Origin of the sequence: Brevibacterium sp. LE-L (assembly GCF_050214925.1) — a bacterium.
GTDB lineage: Bacteria > Actinomycetota > Actinomycetes > Actinomycetales > Brevibacteriaceae > Brevibacterium.
This window is the reverse complement of the sequence record NZ_CP189759.1, coordinates 130,309-153,490: the sequence shown is the minus strand read 5'-3', so window position 1 is coordinate 153,490 and position 23,182 is coordinate 130,309. Positions and strand designations below refer to the sequence as shown.

The 23,182-nt window shown below is 66.7% G+C and carries 18 protein-coding genes and 1 tRNA gene; 9 read left to right on the top strand and 10 right to left on the bottom strand.

The genetic code is table 11. The annotated features are described in order from the left end of the window. Positions 1 to 363 precede the first annotated feature (363 nt). Positions 364 to 3,717: a S41 family peptidase gene (locus ACQE2J_RS00665; protein ID WP_426936882.1), complete on the bottom strand. Its 3,354-nt coding sequence runs from the start codon at positions 3,715 to 3,717 to the stop codon at positions 364 to 366. 87 nt (positions 3,718 to 3,804) lie between these two features. On the opposite strand from ACQE2J_RS00665, the gene argS reads away from it, so the two are divergent. Both argS and ACQE2J_RS00655 read left to right on the top strand, forming a co-directional pair. Then, positions 3,805 to 5,544 carry an arginine--tRNA ligase gene (gene argS, locus ACQE2J_RS00660; protein ID WP_426936881.1) on the top strand — a complete coding sequence of 580 codons (1,740 nt, stop codon included), beginning with the start codon at positions 3,805 to 3,807 and terminating at the stop codon, positions 5,542 to 5,544. Further along, positions 5,541 to 6,842 carry a CynX/NimT family MFS transporter gene (locus ACQE2J_RS00655; RefSeq protein WP_426936880.1) on the top strand — a complete coding sequence of 434 codons (1,302 nt, stop codon included), beginning with the start codon at positions 5,541 to 5,543 and terminating at the stop codon, positions 6,840 to 6,842. Before argS ends, ACQE2J_RS00655 begins: the two co-directional genes overlap by 4 nt. 153 nt (positions 6,843 to 6,995) lie before the next feature. Here the strand turns inward: ACQE2J_RS00655 and ACQE2J_RS00650 are convergent, their stop codons facing one another. Next, positions 6,996 to 7,784 (bottom strand): hypothetical protein, encoded by a 789-nt coding sequence (locus ACQE2J_RS00650; protein WP_426936879.1) that lies wholly within the window; start codon positions 7,782 to 7,784, stop codon positions 6,996 to 6,998. A 140-nt stretch (positions 7,785 to 7,924) separates the two neighbouring features. Between ACQE2J_RS00650 and ACQE2J_RS00645 the strand changes: the two genes are divergently transcribed. After that, a complete protein-coding gene (locus ACQE2J_RS00645) occupies positions 7,925 to 8,467 on the top strand; it encodes a peptidylprolyl isomerase (RefSeq protein WP_425119122.1) in 543 nt (180 codons plus the stop codon). Positions 8,468 to 8,530: 63 nt separating this feature from the next. Continuing rightward, a complete protein-coding gene (locus ACQE2J_RS00640; protein ID WP_426936878.1) occupies positions 8,531 to 9,226 on the top strand; it encodes a rhomboid family intramembrane serine protease in 696 nt (231 codons plus the stop codon). Positions 9,227 to 9,517: 291 nt separating this feature from the next. On the opposite strand, the gene ACQE2J_RS00635 is transcribed toward ACQE2J_RS00640, so the two are convergent. Beyond that, positions 9,518 to 10,207, bottom strand: a complete 690-nt coding sequence (locus ACQE2J_RS00635; RefSeq protein ID WP_426936877.1) for a cell division protein CrgA — start codon at positions 10,205 to 10,207, stop codon at positions 9,518 to 9,520. A 566-nt stretch (positions 10,208 to 10,773) separates the two neighbouring features. On the opposite strand from ACQE2J_RS00635, the gene ACQE2J_RS00630 reads away from it, so the two are divergent. The 4 genes from ACQE2J_RS00630 (at position 10,774) to ACQE2J_RS00615 (ending at position 12,958) form a co-directional block, all read left to right on the top strand. After that, positions 10,774 to 11,520: a class E sortase gene (locus ACQE2J_RS00630; RefSeq protein ID WP_425119126.1), complete on the top strand. Its 747-nt coding sequence runs from the start codon at positions 10,774 to 10,776 to the stop codon at positions 11,518 to 11,520. Then, a complete protein-coding gene (locus tag ACQE2J_RS00625) occupies positions 11,513 to 11,689 on the top strand; it encodes a hypothetical protein (RefSeq protein WP_425119258.1) in 177 nt (58 codons plus the stop codon). The genes ACQE2J_RS00630 and ACQE2J_RS00625 overlap by 8 nt, the downstream gene beginning before the upstream one ends. Positions 11,690 to 11,703: 14 nt before the next feature. Further along, a complete protein-coding gene (locus ACQE2J_RS00620; RefSeq protein ID WP_426936876.1) occupies positions 11,704 to 12,348 on the top strand; it encodes an anthranilate synthase component II in 645 nt (214 codons plus the stop codon). A gap of 97 nt (positions 12,349 to 12,445) precedes the next feature. Next, the gene (locus ACQE2J_RS00615) at positions 12,446 to 12,958 is read left to right on the top strand and encodes a GyrI-like domain-containing protein (protein ID WP_426936875.1); all 513 of its coding nucleotides are present in this window, start codon (positions 12,446 to 12,448) and stop codon (positions 12,956 to 12,958) included. A 58-nt stretch (positions 12,959 to 13,016) separates the two neighbouring features. Here the strand turns inward: ACQE2J_RS00615 and pknB are convergent, their stop codons facing one another. The 7 genes from pknB to ACQE2J_RS00580 all read right to left on the bottom strand — a co-directional run bounded on the left by pknB (position 13,017) and on the right by ACQE2J_RS00580 (position 22,685). Beyond that, entirely contained in the window at positions 13,017 to 14,903 is a 1,887-nt protein-coding gene (gene pknB / locus ACQE2J_RS00610; RefSeq protein WP_426936874.1) for a Stk1 family PASTA domain-containing Ser/Thr kinase, read from the bottom strand. Between the two features lie 104 nt (positions 14,904 to 15,007). Then, positions 15,008 to 16,828 (bottom strand): protein kinase domain-containing protein, encoded by a 1,821-nt coding sequence (locus ACQE2J_RS00605; RefSeq protein WP_426936873.1) that lies wholly within the window; start codon positions 16,826 to 16,828, stop codon positions 15,008 to 15,010. Then, positions 16,825 to 18,294: a peptidoglycan D,D-transpeptidase FtsI family protein gene (locus ACQE2J_RS00600; protein WP_425119131.1), complete on the bottom strand. Its 1,470-nt coding sequence runs from the start codon at positions 18,292 to 18,294 to the stop codon at positions 16,825 to 16,827. The genes ACQE2J_RS00605 and ACQE2J_RS00600 overlap by 4 nt, the downstream gene beginning before the upstream one ends. Then, the gene (locus tag ACQE2J_RS00595; protein ID WP_426936872.1) at positions 18,291 to 19,877 is read right to left on the bottom strand and encodes an FtsW/RodA/SpoVE family cell cycle protein; all 1,587 of its coding nucleotides are present in this window, start codon (positions 19,875 to 19,877) and stop codon (positions 18,291 to 18,293) included. Before ACQE2J_RS00595 ends, ACQE2J_RS00600 begins: the two co-directional genes overlap by 4 nt. After that, positions 19,877 to 21,253: a PP2C family protein-serine/threonine phosphatase gene (locus tag ACQE2J_RS00590; protein ID WP_426936871.1), complete on the bottom strand. Its 1,377-nt coding sequence runs from the start codon at positions 21,251 to 21,253 to the stop codon at positions 19,877 to 19,879. The genes ACQE2J_RS00595 and ACQE2J_RS00590 overlap by 1 nt, the downstream gene beginning before the upstream one ends. Before the next feature lie 53 nt (positions 21,254 to 21,306). Beyond that, positions 21,307 to 21,822 carry an FHA domain-containing protein FhaB/FipA gene (locus ACQE2J_RS00585; protein WP_135537647.1) on the bottom strand — a complete coding sequence of 172 codons (516 nt, stop codon included), beginning with the start codon at positions 21,820 to 21,822 and terminating at the stop codon, positions 21,307 to 21,309. Further along, positions 21,819 to 22,685 (bottom strand): FhaA domain-containing protein, encoded by an 867-nt coding sequence (locus ACQE2J_RS00580; protein WP_425119134.1) that lies wholly within the window; start codon positions 22,683 to 22,685, stop codon positions 21,819 to 21,821. Before ACQE2J_RS00580 ends, ACQE2J_RS00585 begins: the two co-directional genes overlap by 4 nt. A gap of 399 nt (positions 22,686 to 23,084) precedes the next feature. On the opposite strand from ACQE2J_RS00580, the gene ACQE2J_RS00575 reads away from it, so the two are divergent. Then, positions 23,085 to 23,168, top strand: a tRNA-Leu gene (locus ACQE2J_RS00575). Positions 23,169 to 23,182 lie beyond the last annotated feature (14 nt).

The window sequence follows — 23,182 nt, the reverse complement described above, 5'->3', positions numbered from 1 at the left end:
CTGAGTTTTGATCGGGTGTTCAGCCTGCCGGGCTGTCCGCGGTGTTCAGCCTGCCGGCTGTCCGGGGTGTCGTCCCCGGTGACCACATCGCCGCCGGCTTTCATTGCAGTTGGTACACCCGCACATAGGTTTCGTCCGCCTTTTCACACATTTGGGACTATCCATCAGTACGCGAACTGATGAATAGTCCCAAATGTGGTTACTGCGCGAGTGGCGACGCGGAGGAGGCTTGCTGCGGCGCGGGCGGGGCCTGCCGGGGCGCGGCCTGACCACCTGAGCCCACCTGAGTGAGGGGCCAGGCACTACTCCTCTGCCGGGGCATTACTCCTCGGGGTCGGCGCCTCGGTTGAGGCGGCCGGGGCGTCACTCCTCGGGGTGGGCGGTGGGAGACGCGTCCTTCTTCAGGGGCTGCACGCGCGGGGGCGGGAACTCGGGAGCCTGGGCGGCGGGATGGGCTTCCAGGCCGGCGAAGACCTCGGCGATGGCGCGATCGAGCTGCGGATCGTCGTCGGCGAAGAGCTGGCCGGGATCGTGCTCGACCTCGATATCGGGTTCGACGCCGTAGTTCTCCACGCTCCAGCCCTTGCCCTCGATCCAGAAGGCGTAGCGCGGCTGGGTCACTCCGGTGCCGTCGACGAGCTCGTAGCGTCCGTCGATGCCGACGACGCCGCCCCATGTGCGCACGCCGATGACCGGGCCGATGCCCTTGGCCTGCACGCGTGCGTTGATGATGTCACCGTCGGAGCCGGAGAACTCGTTGGCCAGGAACACCACGGGCCCGCGCGGTGCGTCCTCGGGGTCCCGCCCCATGACGTCGTAGCTGCGCGCCTGGTTCCATGCCACGACCCTGTCGGCGAAACGTTCGGCCACGAGCGCACTCGTGTGCCCGCCCCGGTTGAACCGGACGTCGGCGATGACGCCTTCGCAGCCCATCGACTGTCGCAGGTCGCGGTGCAGCTGCGCCCAGCCGTAGGAGGTCATATCGGGAATGTGGACGTAGCCGATGCGGCCCTGAGACTTCTCCGCCACGTACTCCCTCCGAGAGCGCACCCAGTCCTGATAGCGCAGGACCTCCTCGCCGGCCAAGGGGATGACGGCGACGGTGCGGTCCTTGCGGCGGCCGCGGCGCAGAGTGAGCTCGACGATCGTGTCCGCGGCCCCCTGCAGATGTGCGGCGGGCCCGGCCGCCTCGTCGACGGGCTGACCGTTGACAGCGACGATGACATCGCCGGGCTGCGCGCCGACTCCGGCCTGCCGCAGCGGCGACCTCGCATCCGGCTCACTGCTCTCACCGGGAAGGATGCGAGTGATCGTCCACCCCTCGGCGGTCTTCTCCAGATCCGCGCCGAGGAAGCCGAGCTTCTTCGACTCATCGCCCAGCCCATTCGGCCCGGAGACATAGGCGTGCGAGGTGTTGAGCTCGCCCACGGTCTCCCACAGGATGTCGACGAGGTCGTCGTGGGTGAGTGCTTTCGCCGCCACGGCTCGCCAGCGCAGGGTCACGGACTCCCAGTTCACCCCGTTCATATCCTCACGCCAGTAGTGGTCGCGCATGATCCGCGCGTTCTCTTCGAACATCTGCAGCCACTCGGCGCGCCGGTCGAGTTCGAACCGCAGCCGGGTCACGTCGACGGAGACTTTCTCGTCATCGTCAGCCTCGACCTTCCGAGTCGCCGGGACCACGCTGATCTCGCCCTCGGAGCGGACGACGATGAGCTTGCCGTCACCGGAGACCTCATAGTCGTCAGCCTTGTCCACGACGGTGGTGACCTTGCGCTTGGCGAAGTCGAAGTGCTGGACCACCTCGGCGGGCTTGTCATCGGCGGCGCCGGCTCGCTGGGAGCCGAGCTCACCGCCCTCGGCATCGCCCTTGCGCATCCACAGCACACCGCCGTCGGCGGCCTCGAGGTCGCGGAAGACTCCCGAGGCGACGGGGAACGGCAGGATCCGCTCCTCGGCGCCGTCGAGTTCGACCTCGGCGGTGACTGCCGGCTTCTCCGCCTTGGCACGATCGGGCTTCGACTCCTCGGTCTCGCTGATCGCCCAGCCGCCGGCGCTCGGCCCGAACGGGGCCGGCTCCTCGGCGGTCAGCGGCAGCAGCCAGGGGCGGGTGACGCCGTTGAAGGACAGGTCGAAGGAATGCTGGTTGTACGAGGGGTCGAAGGTGCGGTCGGAGAGGAAGGCGACGAACTTCCCGTCACCGGTGAACGTCGGCGAGAAGTCGTTGAACTTGCCTGTCGTCAGCGGCTGCGCGGGCCGGTCGGACTTCACCTCGACGATCATCAGCTGCGCGAGCAGCTCCTCGCCCTGCGTCGGCTGCGACCACACGAGGTACTTCCCGTCGGGGGAGAACCGCGGGCTGCGTGCCTCACCGTGTCCGGAATGTCCAACCAGTCGGGTGCGCCCGTTGCCGACCTCGATCAGCCGGATCGACCCGTCGTGGGAGATCGTCGCGAGCATCTTCCCCGCCGGATCCGTCCGCAGGTGAAGGACCCGCCCCAGGGCTCCGGCCCCGATCCGCCGAGGCGGCTTCTCCCCGGTCAGGGACGCGACCTCGATCGCGTCCTCCCCTTCGACATCGGTGATGTACGCGGCCTGACCGGTCGTGCCGAGGACGAGGGGTTCGCGGGTGCGGATCGAGGAATCCGCGCACAGCGCCCGCGCCGGGCCCTCCCGATGAGCCAGCCAGAACGTCTTCCCCCGCCACTCGAGCACCGAAGCATTGCCCTGTTGATCAGGGCTGATGCTGTTGATCCCGGTCTTCGGGTCGAGACTGAGCGGCTGCACCTGGGTGCCCGGCAGGGTCACGGACAGTGTGCGCACCTGCGCGTCGAGGCTGTCGAGGATCTTGATCTCACCGCGGCTGTGCCACACGATGCGGGTGCCATCGGTCGTGGCATCGCGGACATAGCCCTCGGCCTCCCCCTGATCGGTGAGCTGGCGGGGTTCGATCGACGCATCGCCCGAGCCGGTGCCGGCACCGGAGCCGGATCCGCTCGCCGAGGCGGCCGTGGCCAAGCCGTCGATGATCCACAGGTTCGCCTGCTCCTGGGCATGATGAGGGAACGTCGCGGCGCGATCCGAGGTGAAGACGAGGGAATCGCCGACCCACAGCGGGTCGGTCAGCGAGGCCTCATCCTCGCGCAGCAGCCGCTGCCACCGGGCACCCGAGCCATCGGGGATGCCCGAGGCGTTCGTGCCGCCGACTCGGTCGAGCCACAGCCTCGGCGCGGTGCCGCCTCGATAGCGCTTCCAGTGCGCGGGCGGACGGGAGAACGGCGTCGACAGAGCGGTGACTCCCGAATGGTGGCGGGCCAGTCCGGAGGCGCGACCGAACTCGAGGCGTTCGACACCGCCGTCGAGTCCCACGGCCTTCACCACATGGTTGCGGACCTCGAACTCTCCGGCGTTTGCGGCGACGAGGACATGGGCGCTGTCATGCCACCCGAGCATCGTCATGGTCGTCGAACCGAGCCAGGTGAGCCGGCGCAGAGCCCCGGTGTCCACCTCGGCGACCATGAGCTCGGGCTGACCCGTCCGGAAGGACACGAATGCGACGTGCGCACCGTCGGGGGAGATCCGCGGCGATCGCACGGGCACACGGTCAGAGGTCAGCCGCCAGGCGCGACCGCCGGCGGATTCCACGAGCCAGACATCGTCGTCGGCGGTGAAGGTGATGAGATCGGCATGGACATGGGGATAGCGAAGATAAGTCACGTGACCCACATTACAAGCTCCGATGCCGGGCGGCGCAGGCCCGGAACCGATGCTCAGGCAACTTGCACGCGGCAATAGAATGGGCTCATGCCATCTCTGACTTCTGTGCTCTCGGACCGTTTCGCCGCCGCCCTCGCCCATGCCTTCGGCGAGGACTTCGCACGACGCGACCCGGTGATCAGGAGCAGCCAGTTCGCGGACTTCCAGGCCAATGTGGCCCTGCCCCTGGCCAAGAAGCTGAAGTCGAAGCCGCGTGACATCGCCGCGCAGATCGTCGAGCACCTCGACCTCGCCAACATCTGCCTGCCCCCGGAGATCTCCGGCCCCGGTTTCATCAACCTCACGTTCACGCCCGAGTTCCTCGCCGACACCCTTGCCGCCGGATCAGCGGCAGAGGCCGCGGTCAACACGGACCCGAAGACGATCGCCATCGACTACTCGGCACCGAATGTGGCCAAGGAGATGCACGTCGGGCACCTGCGCACCACCGTCGTCGGCGACGCCTTGGCCCGCACCCACGAATTCCTCGGCAACAGAGTCATCCGCCAGAACCACATCGGCGACTGGGGCACCCCGTTCGGCATGCTCATCGAGCACCTCCTCGACGTCGGCGTCGACTCCGAAGCCGCCGCCGAGGTGTCGGAGAATCCGAACGCCTTCTACCAGGCGGCGCGGGCGAAATTCGACTCGGATGAGGCCTTCGCCACCCGCTCCCGCGCCCGCGTCGTCAAGCTCCAGGGCGGCGACGAAGACACCCTCGGACTGTGGACGAGACTCGTCGGATACTCCCGCGACTACTTCAACCGCATCTACTCCCTCCTCGACGTCACGCTCACCGACGACGACCTCGCCGGCGAGTCCACCTACAACGACGTCCTGGCCGAGGTCTGCGACGAACTCGAGTCCAAAGGCCTGGCCCGCATCTCCGACGGGGCCCTGTGCGTGTTCCCCGCAGGCTTCACCGGACGGGACGGCGAACCCCTGCCGCTCATCATCCGCAAGTCCGACGGCGGCTACGGCTACGCCACGACCGACCTCGCGGCCGTGCGCAACCGCGCGATGAACCTCGGCGTCGACCGTGCCCTCTACGTCGTCGGCACCCCGCAGGCCATGCACTTCGAGATGATCTTCACCGTCGCCCGCGAAGCCGGGTGGCTGCCCGAGACCTTCGAAGCCGAACATGTGAAGATCGGCAATGTGCTCGGCTCCGACGGCAAGATCCTGCGCACCCGCTCCGGTGCCCCGCTGCGTTTGGGAGAACTCCTCGAAGAGGCCGTGGCCCGGGCGAAGACGACCCTGGCCGATTCGAACGTCGACTTCAGCGCCGAGGAGTCCGAAGAGGTCGCACGCATCGTCGGCATCGGTGCGGTGAAGTACGCCGATCTCTCCGTCGCCCACGACACCTCGTACACCTTCGACCTCGACCGGATGCTCGCGCCCATCGGCAACACCGCCCCGTACCTGCAGTACGCAGGCGCCCGCATCCGCTCCATCGGACGCAAGGCCGAAGCCGAGGGAGTCGAGACGGCCCGCGTCGAGAACGCGGCGATCAGCCTCGATGAGCCGGCCGAACGTGAGCTGGCGCTGATCCTCCTCGGCTTCGCCGATGTCCTCGCCGAGGCGGCGGCCGGCTCCGCGCCGCACCGTCTGTGCACCTACCTGTTCGACCTCGCTCAGGGCTTCACCTCGTTCTACGAGCAGTGCCCGGTGCTCATCGCCGAGACCGAGGAGCTGCGGGACTCCCGTCTGCGCCTGTCGACGATCGTGCTCGAGGTCCTCGAAGCCGGTCTCGGAGTGCTCGGCATCCGCGTCCCCAAGCGCATGTGAGCTCCGCTCCCCGATCCTCCGCAAAGAGGATGCTGCCCTGGATCGTCCTGGGCATCATCATCCTGGCGCTCAATCTGCGCACCCCGATCATCGCGCCGACCGCGATCCTGCCCGCGATCCAGGAGGGCACGGGATTCAGCGCGGCCGGGCTCGGTCTGCTCACCGGACTGCCGGTCCTCCTGTTCGCGCTCGCCACCCCGCTGGCGGGGAAGCTCATCACCCGCCTCGGCGCCGAAACCACAGTCCTCGCCTGCCTGACCGGGGTGCTGGTAGGCACGGTGCTGCGGTCGGTCGGTCCGTCCTGGCTCGTGCTTACGGGCACGGGCATCATCGGTGTGGCGATCACCCTGGGCAATATCGTCGTGCCCGTCATCATCCGCCGTGAGGTTCCGTGGGATCAGGTGTCGATGGTCACCGGCCTGTATTCGGCGATGATGAACATCGGTTCGATGGCCACACTCATCGGCACCGGGCCCATGGCCGCGGCCTTCGGCTGGCGTTGGGCCCTGGCCGCGTGGGCGCTGCTCGCGTTCATCGGCCTCGGCTTCTGGATGGTCCTCATCCGTGTGAGGATCCGCCGGGGCAGGGAAGCGGCGCGGGCCGCCGAAGCCGCCGCCGTCGGCACCGAGACGGACCCCACCGCCGAGGCGGCCGCCCCCGCATCGAAGCAGAAGTGGAGCCAGGCGCCCGCCGCCTTCCGCGGCATCATCGCTCTGCTCATCATCACCTTCTCCGGCCAGTCCATCGCCTACTACACGACGACGACGTGGCTGCCGAGCTATCTGGCCGACACCATCGGCTTGGCCCCGGCCACGGCCGGCAGCACGGCCTCTCTGTTCCAGATCGCGGCGATCCTCGGTGCCTTCGGCGTCCCGCTGCTCGCCGCGAAGTCGCAGCCCTGGATGCCCGTGGCGATCGTCGCCGGCCTCTGGCTGTCCCTGCCCGTGGGCCTGCTGCTGGCACCGGGAGCCTATGGTCTGTGGGCGATCACCGGCGGCATCGCCCAAGGCGGCGGCTTCACCGCGATCTTCTCGATCATCGCCCGCACCGCCGGCAGCGATGCACAGACCGCTTCGGCTTCGGCCAGGGTGCAGGGCGGCGGCTACCTCGCCGCGACCCTGGCTCCGCCCTTCGCCGGCTGGCTCAACACGGCGACCGGCGGATGGACGGCTCCGCTGCTGCTCGTCCTCGCCGCCACTCTGGCCTTCACGATCACGGGACTCTTGGCCGCCCACCGTGCCGGAGGGTTCCCCCGCGGCGGTCCGGCCGGACGCGAAGTCCTCGACGCCGACGACTAAGACCTGCCGAGCAGCAGCCTGGCGGGGAGATTCCGGGCACAGATGCGCCGAGGCGGCCCACCGGATGGGTGGGCCGCCTCGGCGATTTCAGGCGAACCGATCGGTTCGCTTCACACACTCGACGCCGACGGAATCAGCGCCGCGTGGTCGGTCTCAGTGCTTGGCGTCAGAATCCTCGCCGGCCTGCGCCTCGGCGGGCTTGACGACCGGCTTCGGAGCCGGAACCTCGTCCTCGCCCTGCGCCTTCGTCGAGGGCACCGAGGTCTGAGAGACCTGGGTGGTCGCGCCCTGACGCGAAGCCGGGGTCGACCCGACCGGGCGAGCATCGGCGGGACGGTTGTTCGGCAGCGGGGTCGACCATGGGTCTTCGACCGGCTGCGCCTTCTTCCACACGTAGTAGCCGATTCCGGCGGCCGAACCGATGACGAGGGTCCAGACGAGTGCGGCCTTGCCGCCGCCGGACTTGCGAGCGGTGTCCTTCTCGATGCGCTTCCCGGCGCCGGCGAGAGCCTTGCGGGCCTTCTTCATGGCCTTCTTGTCGCCGGTGAGGCGGACGGCCAGGTCATCGATGAGCTTCGGGGTCTCGACGCCGGCCAGGGAGTTCGCGGCGTTCGAGGCGAACTTGCCGGCGCGCTCGGTTGCTTCGGGACGGTAGGCCTCGAGCTTGTCGGCCCAGGAGTGAACCTGATCGTTGGCCTTGTCGGCCAGAGCCTCGACCTGCGGGCGCGCCTTTTCGGCGAACTCCTCTGCCCGGCCGGCCAGAGCCTCGACCTGGGGACGAGCCTTGTCAGCGGCCTCACGCAGCTTCGGGGCCGCGTTCTCGCTGGCATCTGCCAGGACTCGGAGTGACGTCTGCTTCGCGGAATCGAGCTTCGAACTGAGCTGATCTCGAGTGGGCTTCTTCGACATATACGTTCCCAATCCTTCGATGTCGGTGGTCAAGTGATCAGTGCCAGTCTACGGCCTACGGGAAGACCTGTGGACAGCGGATGTCCTCGAATTGTCTGCAGATAGCCTGACAGACTCGGCAATGGAGCCGGTGCGAAACTGCATTCACCGCCGCGGCGTGGAAGAATGAGCACATGACTACAGTCGCAACGCATACAGCAGTCCTGCACACCAACCACGGTGACATCACCATCAACCTCTTCGGAAACCACGCCCCGAAGACCGTGGCCAACTTCGTCGAGCTGGCCCAGGGTGAGCGTGAGTTCACGGATCCCTCGACCGGTGAGCCGACCAAGCGTCCCTTCTTCGACGGACTCGGCTTCCACCGCATCATCTCGAACTTCATGATCCAGGGCGGCTGCCCGCTGGGCACCGGCACCGGCGGCCCCGGCTACACCTTCGACGACGAGATCCACCCGGAGCTCCAGTTCGATCGCAAGTACCTGCTGGCCATGGCGAATGCCGGCAAGCAGATGGGACGCGGCACCAACGGTTCGCAGTTCTTCATCACCACCGCCGAGACCCCGTGGCTCAACGGCAAGCACACCATCTTCGGTGAGGTCGCCGACGCAGCCGGTCAGAAGGTCGTCGACGAGATCGAGGGCGTGCCCACCGCTGCGATGGACAAGCCGGTCGAACCGGTCGTCATCGAGAAGGTCGACATCACCGAGAAGTGAGACGGGTCCTCCATGGACTGCAGGCCCTTCAGACACTGACGGGCCACTGAGTACGATGGTGTGATGGACACACCTGACGAGGGCTCGGCACGGGACACCGGCCGGGCCCTCTATGCATCCCCTCCGATGGTCACCCGCACAATCCTCATCGTCACCGCGGTGGCCTTCCTCGCCGAACTCATCCCCGCCCTCGACCTGGTTCACCGCTTGGGCTTCGTGCCGGCGCTCACACTCGAACAGCCGTGGCGGATCCTCACGGTCGCCCTCGTCCACGAGGAGCCGAACCCGTTCCACCTGCTCGCGAACATGATCGGACTGTTCTTCTTCGGGTCGTTCGTCGAGAGGGCTCTGGGGCGTGTGAAGTTCCTTCTCATCTACCTCCTCGGCACCGTGGGCGGTTCGGCGATGGTGCTCGTCCTCGCCGACCCCTTCAGCCGCGACTGGGTGACTCACCACATCGGCGCCTCGGGAGCGGTGTTCGCGATCATCGGCGTCCTCCTCGTGCCCAGCCGTTGCCTCGACCGCAACATCGTCGGAGTGGTGGCGTTCGTGGCCCTGAACTTCGGGTACGGCTTCCTCGTCGAGGGAGTGTCCTGGCAGGCCCACCTCGGCGGGTTGCTCACGGGCTTCGTCCTCGGCTGCGCGGGACTGCTCGGTCCGCAGTGGAGCCGCAGCCTCGTCTTCTCCCTGACCGCGCTCGCGCTGATGGTGCTCATGGCGGCGGGCGGGGCCTGGAGGATGTTCGGTCTGGGGCTGTGACGAGGCGGAGGATCCGGCACCAGGTGCCGGGCGCGGAACCGACGAAGGCTTATAGCAGATTAAAGCCGTCTTGTGTGCATTCCGCGGTGGAAAATTATTTGTCCACAGGCTCTGTCCACAACGTGGATAACTTACATACGTGTGTTTAGCCTGGTCAGAGGCTTAAAATAAGTTATCCACAACTGACGCACCCGGCTTGGGTATAACTCATCCCCTGTGGATTGTTGACACCGATGTCATGAACACGGGGTGAGTCGGTACGGGCGAGGCCGGCCCCGCCGGCGCCTCGATCTAGCGCCAGCGGGTGGACATGATCAGCCCCGCCACGAAGAAGGCGAAGCCGATGAGGATGTTCCAGTTGCCCCAGGCCTCGACGGGGAAAGCACCCTGGGTGATGTAGAAGGTGACGAGCCAGATGAGTCCGACGACGAGCAGGCCGATGAGCACGGGCAGGAACCAGCTCGGGTTCGGCTTGATCGTCTGCTGGCCGGTCGCCGAGGTGTAGCTTGCGGTCTTGCGGCCCTGCGAACGCTTGGCCGGATTGCCCGACCGGGAGGTGCGCTTGGTGGACGCGCTCTTCGATGTCGACGCCTTCGCAGCGCCGGACTTCGCAGTGCCGGATTTCGATGCGCTGGACTTCGCCGAGTCCGCAGCCGCGGTCTTCTTCTCCCCGGTCTTCTTCTCCACAGACTTCTTGTCCTTACCCGCAGCCTTCTCATCGTCCTCGTGCGCGGCCTGATCCGACTCCGCAGCCTCGTCGGACCCGGCTTCCTGGGACTCGGGCTCCTTGGACTCAGTGTCCTCGGACTCGGTCTCGTTCACCGTCTCTGTGGTGCCCTCTGCCTCTGTCGCCTCGGTGTCGACCGTTTCGGTCTCGACAGCCTCGACCTCGTCGGTGGCCTCTGCCTGCTGGGCCTTTGCCGCCGACGATGTGCGAGAAGTGCGCTGGGGGCGCTGGGTCCGTCCTTTGGACTTGGCCACGAGTACTCCTTTGACGGTCGACCGCTGCAGGGGCCGCCGGATGAATGGTTGGGGACAATCGGTGACCAGTCTACTCGCGAGGGAGGTCACAGTGAAAAACTCCGACTACCCTGAAAGCGCCCCGAACGCGCTCCGAACGGTGATTCTCATAGGATAAAGTGCATAGGGGTGTACTGGCTTGACTGCCGGACGAGCCCCGACAACGCAGTGACAGTCACGGAGCAGAAGTGGTCAATAGTTCCTCCTCGGGTAACGAACCGGGCGCGAATCCGCCCACGCGACCCACTATCCGTCCTGCACAGAGCCAGACCTCGCCGTCACAGCCTCCACACTCTTCGCAGCCGACCGGTGCCCACGGTGACCAGCCGCTGCTCAGCCGGCGCGAACTGCGTCGCCGTGAGGCCGAAGCGGCCGCGGCACAGGGGCAGCCGACGGCTGTGTACTCCGATGCCCCTGAAACGTCTCAGCACCCACCTCAGCATTCGGCCCAGCACCCACCCCAGCATCCGGTGCCCCCGCCCCGATCCCGGAGGGAGCAGGCGGCGACGTCGCGTCGGCGCCAGCCCGTGCAGCGCGAACCACTCGGTCCGATCCGCGGCACCATCCGCACCTTCGGCGAACTCTGCATCACTGCCGGCCTCATCCTCATCCTGTTCGTCGTCTGGCAACTGTGGTGGACGGACATCCAGGCCAACCGCGACAACGAAGTCCTCGCCGACGAACTCACGCAGGACTGGGCGAACCAGGACCCCAACGAACTGCCCGATGACCCGGACGAACCCGTCGTCGCCGACCCGGTGGACAAGAACCACGCCTTCGGCATCTTCTACATCCCCCGCTTCGGCGACGACTACTATCGCACCGTCGCCGAAGGCGTCGACCTCGAACCCGTGCTCAACCGGATGGGCGTCGGCCGCTACCCGAACTCGGCGATGCCCGGCGAAGTCGGAAACTTCTCCGTCGCCGGCCACCGCGTGACCTACGGCAAGCCGTTCAACGAGATCGCGAACCTGCGGCCCGGCGATGAGATCATCGTCCAGACCAAGGACGGCTTCTACACCTACACCTTCCGCAACTTCGACATCATCCTGCCCGACGCCGTCGAGGTCCTCGCCCCGGTGCCGAACGAACCCGACTACAAGGGCAAGGACCGGATCCTGACGATGACGGCCTGCAACCCGATGTTCTCCGCACGGGAACGCTACGTCGCCTACGCCGAACTCACCGATTGGACTCCAGCGAGCGACGGAGCTCCCGACAACATCAAGGACTCGAAGGCCTACGACAAGGTCAGCAAGGACGGTGGTGCCTGACATGTACGCGCTCATCTGGCGACTGCTCCCCGGCAACTGGGTCGTCAAGCTCATCCTCGCGCTCATCCTCATCGCGGCGGTGGTGCTGCTGCTCATGCAGTACGTCTTCCCCGTCATCGCCCCCTACATGCCCTTCAACAACGCGACCGTGACCGACGGCGGACAATGACGCAACGGAGAGCAATGACCAAGATCCTCGTCATCGACAACTACGACAGCTTCGTCTATACGCTCGTGTCGTACCTGCGTGAGCTCGGCGCCGAGGTCGACGTCGTCCGCAATGACGACATCCCCGCCGAGACGATGCCGGAGACCGTGAGCGCCTACGACGGTGTGCTTCTGTCCCCCGGGCCCGGCGTTCCCGCCGAATCCGGTGTGTGCCCGTCCCTGCTGGGTTGGGCCGAATCCGCGGGCATGCCGGTCTTCGGCGTCTGCCTCGGCCATCAGGCCCTCGGCGAGGTGTTCGGCGCGCAGGTGACGCATTCGCCCGTGCTCATGCACGGCAAGACCTCGGTGATCAGCCACGACGGCGAGGGCATCTTCTTCGGCTGCCCGAGCCCGCTGACCGTGACCCGCTACCATTCCCTGGCGATCGTCGACGAGACCCTCGACCTCGAGAGGTTCACCGTCACCGCCCGCACGGAAGACGGCATCGTCATGGCCATCGAACATCGTGACAAGCCGCTGTTCGGCGTCCAGTTCCACCCGGAGTCCGTCCTCACCGAACACGGATACCTCATGCTCGGCAACTGGCTCGAGGTGTGCGGTCTCGCAGGTGCCGCCCAGGCGGCGGCCGGAATGTCTCCGCTGGCGACCGCGATCGCCTGAGAATTCCCGCCGACCTGCGTGCTCGGGGTTCTCGCCGAGGCGGCCGATCGTTAGGATCGTGTGCACAACGATCACAGTGCGCAAGGAGGCCACCGCGATGTCAGAACCGAGCTATCTGCGCGAAGAACCATTCACTGAACTCACCGTGCTCGAAGTGCCGGGGACCCCGGCCGCGGTCGTCGAGGCCCGGGACGTGGCCATGGCCGAGCTGCCGGCGCTCTTCGATGCCACGTTCTCCGAAATCTTCCCTGTCCTGTCCGAAGCGGGAGTCGAACCCGCGGGACCGGCCTTCGCCCTCTACACCCGGCAGCCGAGCGAAACCGTGGATCTGCAGGTGGGGATCCCCATCTCCGCGGGGCTGACGAACGCCCAGCCGATCTCCGGCGGACGCATCGTCATCCCCTCACAGCTGCCGGCCGGTTCGATGGCCGTGCGCAGCCACATCGGCGGCTACGACGGACTCGGAGAGACCTGGGCACAGCTGCTCAAGGAAGCGGTGGCCGCCGGTCATCATCCGGGTCTGCCGTTCATCGAACTCTATGTCACCGAACCCGGCCCCGAGGCGGATCCGGCCGAACTGCGCACGGACCTGTTCATCACCTTGGACTGAGACCCGGCAGAGGCGCCCTCGCGGGCGCGGCAGGACCTACCTCAGCGGCGGCAGGACCTCAGTGCCCGGAGGCGTCGGCCCAGCCGTCGAAGAGTCCGCCGCCCATCGAGTCGGTGTCCTTATCGTCCTTGCCGTCGTCTCCGCCGCCATCGCTGTCGGCGTCGTCATCGCTCGGTGAGGTCGGGATGCCACCGGGGATCGAGGGCACGGACGGTGAGGGCTCCGGCGGCTTCTTGGCCACCTTCACCGTGATCTCGCTGCCCTGCTTGACCTCGCTGCCTTCGGTGGCGGACTGCTCGTAGACCTTCTTCTCGTCGTGATCGGCCGTTTCGACCTCTTCGGTCTTGCAGCCGAGCTGATAGTCGTCGCCCTCGAGGATCTTGCAGGCCTCCTCGGCGGATTTGCCGGTGACATCGGGGACCTTGACCATTCCGGAGGACACGACGAGGTCGACGTTCGAGTCGACATCGACTTCCTGACCGTCACCGGGCTTGGTCTCGATGACCACGCCCTTCTCCACATCCGGAGAGTTCTGCGAGATGTGGGTGCCGGCCTGCAGCTTCGCGTCGTTGATGATCTTCCGGGCCTCTTCCTCGGTCTTTCCGGAGACGTCGGGGACCTTCACGGATTCGGGACCGGAAGAGACGATCAGCTTGACGATGCTGTCTTTTTCGACCGTCTGACCGCCGGGAGGATCGGTCTCGATCGCCTTGCCTTCGTCGACGTCGGCACTGTACTGCTCGTCCGTGTCGACTCTCAGTCCCTGTTGGATGAGCGCGGATTCGGCCTCTTCGGCATCCATGCCGGCGACATCGGTGACCTGGACCTCGATGATCTCCGGGGGTTTGTTGATCTCGTACACCCACAGGGCCACGGCGGCCAGGGCGAGGAGGACGAAGATGCTGCCGATCCAGACCCAGGCGCGCGACCGCTTCTGCGGCGGACGCTCCTCCTGGTTGGTCATGATCGCCGACATCGGCCCGGTCTCGGGTGCCGCCTCGGCGTCGGAGGCATGGGCCATCGGAGCGGTCATCGGCGGTGCCATCATCGGGTACGCCTGTGTGGCGTCGGCGTCGTCCTCGAAGCTCATGGGACGCCCGTCGCGGGCGGCGAGCACGTCCTCACGGAAGGTGAAGGCGTCCTGGTAGCGGGCGTCGCGGTCCTTGAGCAGAGCGTGGAGGACGAGGCGGTCGACGGCCGGCGGGATGTTCTGGTTGTAGAAGCTCGGCGGCTGTGGGGTCTCTCCGACGTGCTGGTAGGCCACGGCCAGCTGTGAGTCCCCGACGAACGGGGGACGACCGGCCAGCAGCTCATAGAGCAGGCAGGCGGTCGAGTACAGGTCCGAACGGGCGTCGACGACCTCGCCGCGGGCCTGCTCGGGGGACAGGTACTGGGCGGTGCCGACCACGGACTGGGTCTGCGTCAGCCCGGAGTTGTCCTTGAGCGCCCGCGCAATGCCGAAGTCCATGACCTTGATGTCACCCTCGGGGGTGAGCATGACGTTCGCGGGTTTGATGTCGCGGTGGACGATGCCGTTGCGGTGGGAGTATTCGAGCGGGGAGAGGACGCCGGCGATGACGTTGAGCGCCTCGTCGACGGTGAGCGTGCCGTGCTCGTTGAGCACTTCGCGCAGGGTCTGGCCCTCGACGTATTCCATGACGATGAAGGGCACAGACACCGACGAGCCGCCGGATTCGACGAACTCCTCCTCACCGGAGTCGTAGACGGAGACGATGCCGGGATGATTGAGACCGGCCGCGGACTGCGCTTCACGCTTGAGTCGGGTGTGGAACGAAGGATCGCGGGCGAGATCGGACCGCAGAAGTTTGATGGCGACGCGGCGGCCGAGCCGGTTGTCGACGCCTTCGTGCACTTCTGCCATGCCCCCACGGCCGAGGAGCGCACGAACTTCGTAACGCCCCGACAGCACCTTGGGTTCAGTCATCTATGTCCTCCGCTTGTCTCACCCGGCCGGTGGGTTCGGTCTCGCCCGTTCCGGGTTGAGTTCTCAGTATTGCAAACTCTTCGCTTCTCGTGATCGTTCAGGGTCTAGTCATTGCCGTTGTTCCCGCCCGGGTTCCCACTGGCCTCGCCGCTGTTCGCGTTGTCCGAGGAGTTCGATCCGCTTCCGGAGCTTGTGTCGCTGCCGTTCGAGCCGCTGCCCGAACCGCTGTCCGTGTCGGAACCGTTGTCGGAACCGCTGTTGTTTCCGGAATCGGATTCGCTACCGCTGTCGTTGCCGGAATCATCGGCGCTCGATTCGCTCGATGAACCCGAGTCCGAGCCCGTCTCGCTGTCCTGCGAATCGGATCCGGAGCCTGAGCCCTGGTCCTGCGAATCGGAGGAGGAACCCGAGTCCGAGTTCGACCCCGAGTCGTTGCCCTGACCCCCATCGGATCCAGAATCCGAGGCCGGCTCCTCTGGCTGTTCGGCGGGACCGGCCGAGACGTAGAGGGTGACGGTGTCGCCCTCTTCGAAGGTGTATCCGTTGTCGCCCTCGCCGACATCGGCGACGGTTCCGGAGGCGCGATCCGAGTTGATCTCGGTGGCGTCGACTTTCAGCCCCTTGTTCTCGAGGTTCTGCGTCGCCGAGGATTCCGAGAGTCCGATGTAGTCGTTCGGATCGATCTCGATCGTCTTCGCCGCCTCCGAGGTCGGCGCCGAGGTCGACGGATCCGGTTCGGGTTCGGCATTTCCCCCGCCGAGGAAGAACCACAGCAGGGAACCGACGGCGATGAGGGCGATGATCGCGAGGATCCAGATGAGGACGCGGCCCTTGTTCGACTGCTTGTCCTTCTCGAGATCCTGGTTCTGCGGATCGTTCGGGTCGAGTTCGCCGGTTCCGGCCGCACCTGCGGCTCCCGCACCGGCAGCGCCGGCGAAACCGGGAGCCTGGCTGTTCGGGTAGACCTGCGTGGCGTCTTGGGACGCGGTGACGGGCAGGGTCTTCGTCGTGGCTGCTGGCTCGGGATTGTTGAACACCTGGGTCAGCGCCTCGGCGGCGGCATTGCCGTGCCGCATCTGCGGGACGAGCTCCTCGGCACCGGCGACGTCCCCGGCGGAGAGCGCCTCGGCGGCCTTCGCGACCTTGAACGCATCGGAAGGGCGACGTTCGGGCTTCTTCTCTAACAGGCAGTCGACGAATCGGCGCAGCGGTTCGGAGACCGTGTCCGGCAGCGGCGGATGCTGCTGGTTGACCTGAGCGATGGCGATCGCGACCTGCGAGTCGCCCGTGAAGGGGCGCTGGCCGGCCAGGGCCTCGTAGGCGATGATGCCGAGTGCATAGAGGTCCGAGCCGGGGCCCGAACCCTTGCCGGTGGCCTGTTCGGGGGCCAGGTACTGGGCGGTGCCCATGACCTGACCGGTCTTCGTCAGCGGTGCCTGATCCGTGACGCGGGCGATGCCGAAGTCCGTGATCTTGACCCGGAAGTCCGGGGTCATGAGGATGTTGCCGGGCTTGACGTCGCGGTGGATGACCCCGACCTTGTGCGCGGCACCGAGCGCGGCAGCGGCCTGGGTGACGATGCTCAGGGTGTCGGTCTCGGACAGGGGCGCGCTGCGTTCGATGATCGCCGACAGCGCTTCCCCGGGAACGTACTCCATGACGAGGTAGGGTGAGCCGTCCTCGTCTCCGTAGTCGTAGACGCCGGCGATCCCCGGGTCGGAGACCCGACCCATGTTCTGCGCCTCGGCGCGGAAGCGGGCGAGGAAGGTGGATTCGGAGAGGTATTCGTCCTTGAGGATCTTCGCCGCGACCTCGCGGCCGAGGACGGAGTCCACGCCCTTCCAGACCTCGCCCATGCCGCCGACGGCGATGCGGGAGGTGAGTTTGTATCGGTTGCCCAACAGGGTGCCTTCGACGGGTCTCATTTCTCGACCACCGCTTCCATCATGTTCTTCGCGATCGGTCCTGCCACCGTCGCACCATAAGCTTCGTTGCCTGCGTTTCCACCGTTTTCGACGACGACTGCGACCGCGATCTCCGGATCTTCGGCAGGGGCGAAGGAGATGAACCAGGCGTGGGGTGCCGCGCCCTTGGCATGCTGGGCGGTGCCGGTCTTCGCGGCGACCTTCATTCCGTCGATCTTCGCCACCGAGGCGGTGCCGTTGTCGACGACTCCGGTCATCATCTCGGTGAGCTTGTCGGCCGTATCACCGGAGACGGGGCGGGAGAGTTCCTTCGGCCGGGTCTCGGAGATCGGTTCGAGGGTGTTCGCGTTGAGCACCCGGTCGACAAGCTGCGGTTTCATCATCTTTCCGCCGTTCGCAATGCCGGCAGTCATCATCGCCATCTGCATCGGGGTCGACCGGACCTCGTACTGACCGAGGGAGGACTGCGCGAGCTGCGGCGGGTTGAGATCGGACGGGAACGACGACGGGGTGACGTTGAGTGGGATCTCGAGGTCCTTGCCGAAGCCGAACTTCTCCGCCTGCTTCGCGACGGCATCCTCGCCGAGGTCCATGCCGAGCGAGGCGAACGAGGTGTTGCAGGATTCGGCGAGCGAATCGGCCAGGGTCGGGTGCCCGCCGTTGCGGCAGGCGCCGGAATGGGAGTTGCCGATCGTCGCCGTGGTCTGCGGTAGGTCGAGCGTCGCGGGACCGTTGAGCTGCGAATCGGGTTCGTAGTCCCCGGACTCGAGGGCAGCGGCGGCGACGAGGACCTTGAAGGTCGATCCTGGCGGGTAGAGATTGCCGCCGATGGCACGGTTGTAGGCGGGTTTGCCCTCGGCCGATTCGAGGTTCTCGAAGGCCTTGTTGGCGGCATCCGTGTCGTGGTTGGCCAGGGCGTTGGGATTCCAGCCGGGGGTCGAGACCATGGCGAGGATCTTCCCGGTCTTCGGGTTGATGGCCACGGCCGCGCCGTTCTGGTTGCCCAGACCGTCCCATGCCGCTTGCTGCACCTTCGGATCGATCGTCAGCTCCACGGCCGCGCCGCGAGGCTGCTCACCGGTGAAGAAGGATCCGACCTTGTCGTAGAAGAGCGCATCGGAGTCACCGGAGAGGTAGTCCCCGGCGGCGCGTTCCATGCCCGAAGCACCGGAGACCACCGAGTAGAAGCCGGTCAGCGAAGCGTAGGCGCGCGGATCGAGATTGTCCGAACCGTATTTGCGCTGGTACTTGTACTTGTCGTCGACGGGTTCCGAATACGCGATCGGGGTGCCGTCGACGAGGAGTGGGCCGCGGTCGCGAGCGAGCTGGTCGAGGATCCGACGGTTGTTGAGCTGGTTGTCGTTGAGCGAGTCCGCGGTCACGTACTGCACCCAGCTCGTCGACCCGAACAGGAGCGCGAACATGACGAATCCGACGACTGCGATATGTGTCAGCGGTTTCTTCATCGTTCACCTCCGGAGGGTCGTGAGTCGGTGGGGTCGGTGTCGTCCGAGTCCTGGCCGCGTGCGGGCGGCAGGTTCGTCGTGGCGGCCTCGTCGTCGGTGCGGCGCAGGTTCGTCGTCGGGTCGTCCTCGTCGACAGCGTTCGCCGAGGCGGCCGGACCGACCGCGGCCCCGGTTCCGACCGCGGCCGGTGCGGTGTTCTTCGCCGGTTCCGGATCCTCGGTGACCTTGAGGACGCCGGTGTGGAACTCCTCGACGGGGCGGCGGGCATTGTCCGAGATCCGCAGCAGCAGAGCGATGATCATCCAGTTCGCGATGAGCGAGGATCCGCCCTGCGCCAGGAACGGCGTGGTCAGACCCGTCAGCGGGATGAGGCGGGTGACGCCGCCGACGACGACGAAGACCTGCAGGGCGATCGTGAAGGACAGTCCGGTGGCGAGCAGGGTGCCGAAGCCGTCGCGCAGCTGCTGGGCGGTGCGGATGCCGCGCTGGAAGATGAAGAGATAGCACAGCAGGAGCACGAAGAGTCCGGCCAGGCCGATCTCCTCACCGAAGCTGGCATAGATGAAGTCGGATTCGGCGTAGGGGACCATATTCGGTCGTCCTTCACCGAAACCGGTGCCGATGAGTCCGCCGTTGGACATGCCGAACAGGCCCTGCACCAGCTGGTAGGAGCCGCCGGGGGTCTTGTTGTACTCCTCGGGGCTGAGGGCATTGAGCCACCCGGACACTCGCTGTCCGACGTGGGAGAAGAGGAAGGTCGCAGCGACGGCGCCGGCGGAGAAGAAGCCGAGGCCGAGGATGATCCAGGAGACCTTGGCGGTGGCGACGTAGAGCATGGCGACGAAGAGGCCGAAGAAGAGCAGGGAGGTGCCCAGGTCCTTCTCGAACACGAGGATGCCGACGCTGGCGACCCAGGCGATGACGATGGGACCGAAGTCGCGTAGGCGGGGGAACCGGATGCCGAGGATCTTCGGCCCGGCGGCCACGAGCTGGTCCTTGTAGCTGACGAGGTAGCCGGCGAAGAAGATTGCCAGCAGGATCTTCGCGATCTCACCGGGCTGGAAGGACAGGGGCCCGACACCGATCCAGATGCGGGCGCCGTTGATGGTCTTGCCGAGGCCCGGGACGAGCGGCAGCAGGAGGAAGACCAGGGCGGCGAAGCCGGACACAAAGGTGTAGCGGCGCAGCCAGCGGTGGTCACGGACGACGAAGATCACGGCGATGGCCAGTCCCACGCCCAGTGTCATCCACACCAGCTGGGTCATGGCCGAACCCAGGTATTCCTTCCGTCCGAGGTCGACGCGATAGATCATGGCCAGTCCGAGCCCGTTGAGCAGCACCGCGATCGGCACGAGCACGGGGTCGGCGTACTTCGCCTTGATCCAGACGACGACATGGAGGATGAGGCCCAGGGCGGCCAGCCAGCCGGCATAACCGTAGACGTTGGCCGGGATCGTGCCCTCGACGCCGAGACCGACGAGGGCATAAGCACTGGTGGCGACGGCGATGGCCAGGATCAGGAGACCGAGTTCGGCCAGCCGGTAGGGTCTGGGTCGCGCGGTCTGCGAGGGAGCCTGGTTCATCACTGCGACTCCCGGGTGATCGCATCACTGGGGTCGGCGGATTTCGAATCCGGAGGTGAGGGTGCCGGATCGGTCGGGTTCGTCGAATCCTCGACGTTGCCGGTCACACCGGTCGAGCGGTCGGATTCCTTGCGCAGGTTGTCGATGATGCGGTCGGCTTCATCGCGCGAACCGGCGGGGATCGAACCGTGCAGACGGTCCTGCGAATAGCTGTTGAGGCTGTCGACCTCGATGTCGGTGGTGTCGACGAGGCGGCTGAGCTCGATGGGCCCGAGCGTGGTGTCGAGACCGCGGTAGAGCGAGACCTTGCCGTCTTCGGCGGCGACGTAGTACTGGTTGCTGACGTAGTTGTAGGCGAAGAAGCCGCCCACGGCCAGCGCGATGATCACGATGGCGGTGATGATCCATCCGAGGTAGGACCTTTTCTCGACCTCGTCGTCGAGGTCGTCCTCCTCATCCGCGGCGGTTTTGGTCCGCAGCTGCCGAGTGGTGCCGTCCTGGGCTTCGACGTCGTCATCGGCCTCGCCGTCGACGGCCTGGATCGGCACGGTGTCGGTGGGAATCTCTGCGTCCTCGTAGGCCGCTTGGGTGTCGGTGTCCGCAGCAGGTTCGGTCTCGGGATTCGCACCGATCGCCGCATAGCGGGGATTGATGTGGACGGAGCCGACGGAGACTCCGCCGGGAGTCTCGACTTCGCCTTCGAGGACATCGCCGACGACGACGGTGACATTGTCGGCTCCGCCGCCGGCCAGGGCGAGATCGATGAGCTGGCGGCAGGCCTCGTCGGGGTCGGCCACCTCGGTGAGGACTCGGGAGATGTCGTCGAGGTCGGCGAAGCCGGTCAGTCCGTCCGAACACAGCATCCAGCGGTCGCCGACCTGGGCTTCGCGCAGGGACAGATCGAGATCGGGGGAGGCGCCGACGTCACCGAGGACCTTCATCACTACGGAACGCTGCGGGTGGGTCTCGGCCTCCTCGGCGGTGATCCGGCCTTCATCGACGAGCATCTGGACGAAGGTGTGGTCATGGGTGATCGGCTGCAGCAGACCGTCGCGCAGAACATAGCCGCGGGAGTCGCCGATATGGGCGAGTGCGAAGCGATTGCCCGGGGCGCGCAGCACCGCGGTGACGGTGGTGCCCATTCCGGCGAGTTCGGGCTGTTCGCCGACGCCGCGGACGATCCGGTCATTGGCGTCGAGGATCGAGGTGCGCAGCAGTTCGAGCGCGTCCTCGCCGCCGGGTTCCTCATCGAGTTCGGCCAGACGGGCGACGGTGATCGCCGAGGCGACGTCACCGCCGGCGTGACCGCCCATACCGTCGGCGATGAGCAGGAAGTTCGGTCCGGCATAGCCGGAATCCTGGTTGTTCTTGCGCACCAGCCCGGTGTGAGACCGGGCTGCCGAACGGAGAGTGATGGTACCGCCGGTCGTCACGATTGGGTCTCCAGGGTCGTATGTCCGATGGTGATCCGGGTGCCGATGCTCAGCCGCACAGGGCCGGTCATGCGTGATCCGTCGACGATGGTGCCGTTCGTCGAACCGAGGTCCTCGAGCAGCCAGGCGCCGTTCTTCGCGGAGATCCGGGCATGGTGGCTGGACGCGAAGTCGTCGTTGATGACGATCGTGTTGTCCGGCGCACGGCCGAAGGTCACGGGGGCTCCGGAGAGCATGAGCGACTGACCGGCCAGTGGGCCGTCGGTGATGCGGATGGTGCCCGGATGGGCGTGGGCGACCGGTGCGGCCGCGGGGGCCTGCCGGGGTGCGGGTGCCGGACGGGCCGGCGGGGGCGCGGTGGCCTTGGAGCCGCCTCGGCGAGATTTCCGTCCGGCGCGGGAACGGCGGGGACCGAAGATGTCGCGGCGCAGAACTCCGGCGACTCCGAGGACGAAGAGCCAGAGGATGACGAAGAAGGCCAGCCGGAAGACGGTGACGGTGAATTCGCTCACTGGGCGTCTCGCTCGCTGTAGTGGACTTCGGCCTCTCCGGCGAGGAGGATGTCGCCGTCGGAGAGGTTCGCCGAGGTGAGTTTGCGTCCGTGCAGCAGTGTGCCGTTCGTCGAACCGAGGTCGTTGGCCACCGCATGGTCGCCTTCGACGATGATCTCGAAGTGGCGGCGGGAGACGCCCGGGTCGTCGATGACGAAGTCCGAACTCGACGAGGAGCGGCCGAAGGTGTTCGTGCCCTGGCGCAGCTGCTGGGCGCGACCGTCGATGGTCACGCTGGCCTCGATCGTGCGGCTGCGTGCGGGGGCAGGTGCGGAGGCCGGTCGGGGGGCCGGATTGGCGCGCGGGGCGGGTGTCGCCCGCGCCGGTTCCGGGGTGCGGCGCGGGGTCACGGGCCGGGAGCCGGAGTTCGGTGACTCGCCGACGACCGGGTTGGCCCGGGAGACCGGGTCGTAGCCGCCGCGATTGGCCGGCTGCGCGGCCGGGGAGCCGTCGGGGCGCTGAGTCGAGGACACGACCCGGTACATGCCCGTGTCGAGGTCATCGGCCAAGGAGAATTCGACGGACACGGGACCGACGAAGCTGTAGGCCTGCTCGACGGCGTGATCGCCGATGACTTGGCGCAGATCCGAGCGCAGTTCGGATTCGAGACCGGAGAGTCGGTCGTGATCCGTCGGTGAGAGCTCGATGATGTAGTGATTGGCTGTCAGTGTGCGGCCGCGGGAGACCACGGCGGCCTTGTTGTCGGCCTCACGGCGCAGAGCGCCGGCGAGTTCGACGGGTTCGACCTGTGATCGGAAGGCCTTGGCAAAGGCGCCGTTGACGACGCTCTCCAGCCCCTTCTCGAAGCGATCGAGTATCCCCATGGCACCTCCTCATCAGGTGTTGCCGGTCGCAGACGAACTCTTCGCCACGCGTCTGTGTGGGCCCTGACCAGGTGGTCCCGGGTGGGCACAGTCTGAGCACATCAACACCCAATCCTAACGCGGTGAGGCTCTCAACTCACGTCGCGCGTGTTCTCGGGGCGAAGCTGTGCCGCGATTCTCGGCCCGCGTCCAGTGAAGTCGCGGGGATGGTGAGAGGTGGTGTGCGGGCTGCGCGGGGCGCGGTGCAGGGGCCGGGACGGCGGCACCGCGGGGGGCGGGGGAGGGCCGTCGGACACTTGTGATCAAGGACGGGAAATGTGAACGTGGACACGTTTGTGCGCTTTCGCTCCATCCGGTTTTATGTTTCGCCGTCAGCGATGCTAGAGTTTTCTCTTGTTCGCGCGAGTGGCGGAATTGGTAGACGCGCTGGCTTCAGGTGCCAGTGGCCGCAAGGTCGTGGGGGTTCAAGTCCCCCCTCGCGCACAGCGAACATGAAG

Coding starts and splice junctions, on each gene's coding strand:
- ACQE2J_RS00645 (WP_425119122.1), top strand. CDS start 7,925: ATGACTACAGTCGCAACGCATACAGCAGTCCTGCACACCAACCACGGT.
- ACQE2J_RS00620 (WP_426936876.1), top strand. CDS start 11,704: ATGACCAAGATCCTCGTCATCGACAACTACGACAGCTTCGTCTATACG.
- ACQE2J_RS00595 (WP_426936872.1), bottom strand. CDS start 19,877: ATGAACCAGGCTCCCTCGCAGACCGCGCGACCCAGACCCTACCGGCTG.
- ACQE2J_RS00615 (WP_426936875.1), top strand. CDS start 12,446: ATGTCAGAACCGAGCTATCTGCGCGAAGAACCATTCACTGAACTCACC.
- ACQE2J_RS00580 (WP_425119134.1), bottom strand. CDS start 22,685: ATGGGGATACTCGATCGCTTCGAGAAGGGGCTGGAGAGCGTCGTCAAC.
- argS (WP_426936881.1), top strand. CDS start 3,805: ATGCCATCTCTGACTTCTGTGCTCTCGGACCGTTTCGCCGCCGCCCTC.
- ACQE2J_RS00600 (WP_425119131.1), bottom strand. CDS start 18,294: ATGAAGAAACCGCTGACACATATCGCAGTCGTCGGATTCGTCATGTTC.
- pknB (WP_426936874.1), bottom strand. CDS start 14,903: ATGACTGAACCCAAGGTGCTGTCGGGGCGTTACGAAGTTCGTGCGCTC.
- ACQE2J_RS00640 (WP_426936878.1), top strand. CDS start 8,531: ATGGACACACCTGACGAGGGCTCGGCACGGGACACCGGCCGGGCCCTC.
- ACQE2J_RS00605 (WP_426936873.1), bottom strand. CDS start 16,828: ATGAGACCCGTCGAAGGCACCCTGTTGGGCAACCGATACAAACTCACC.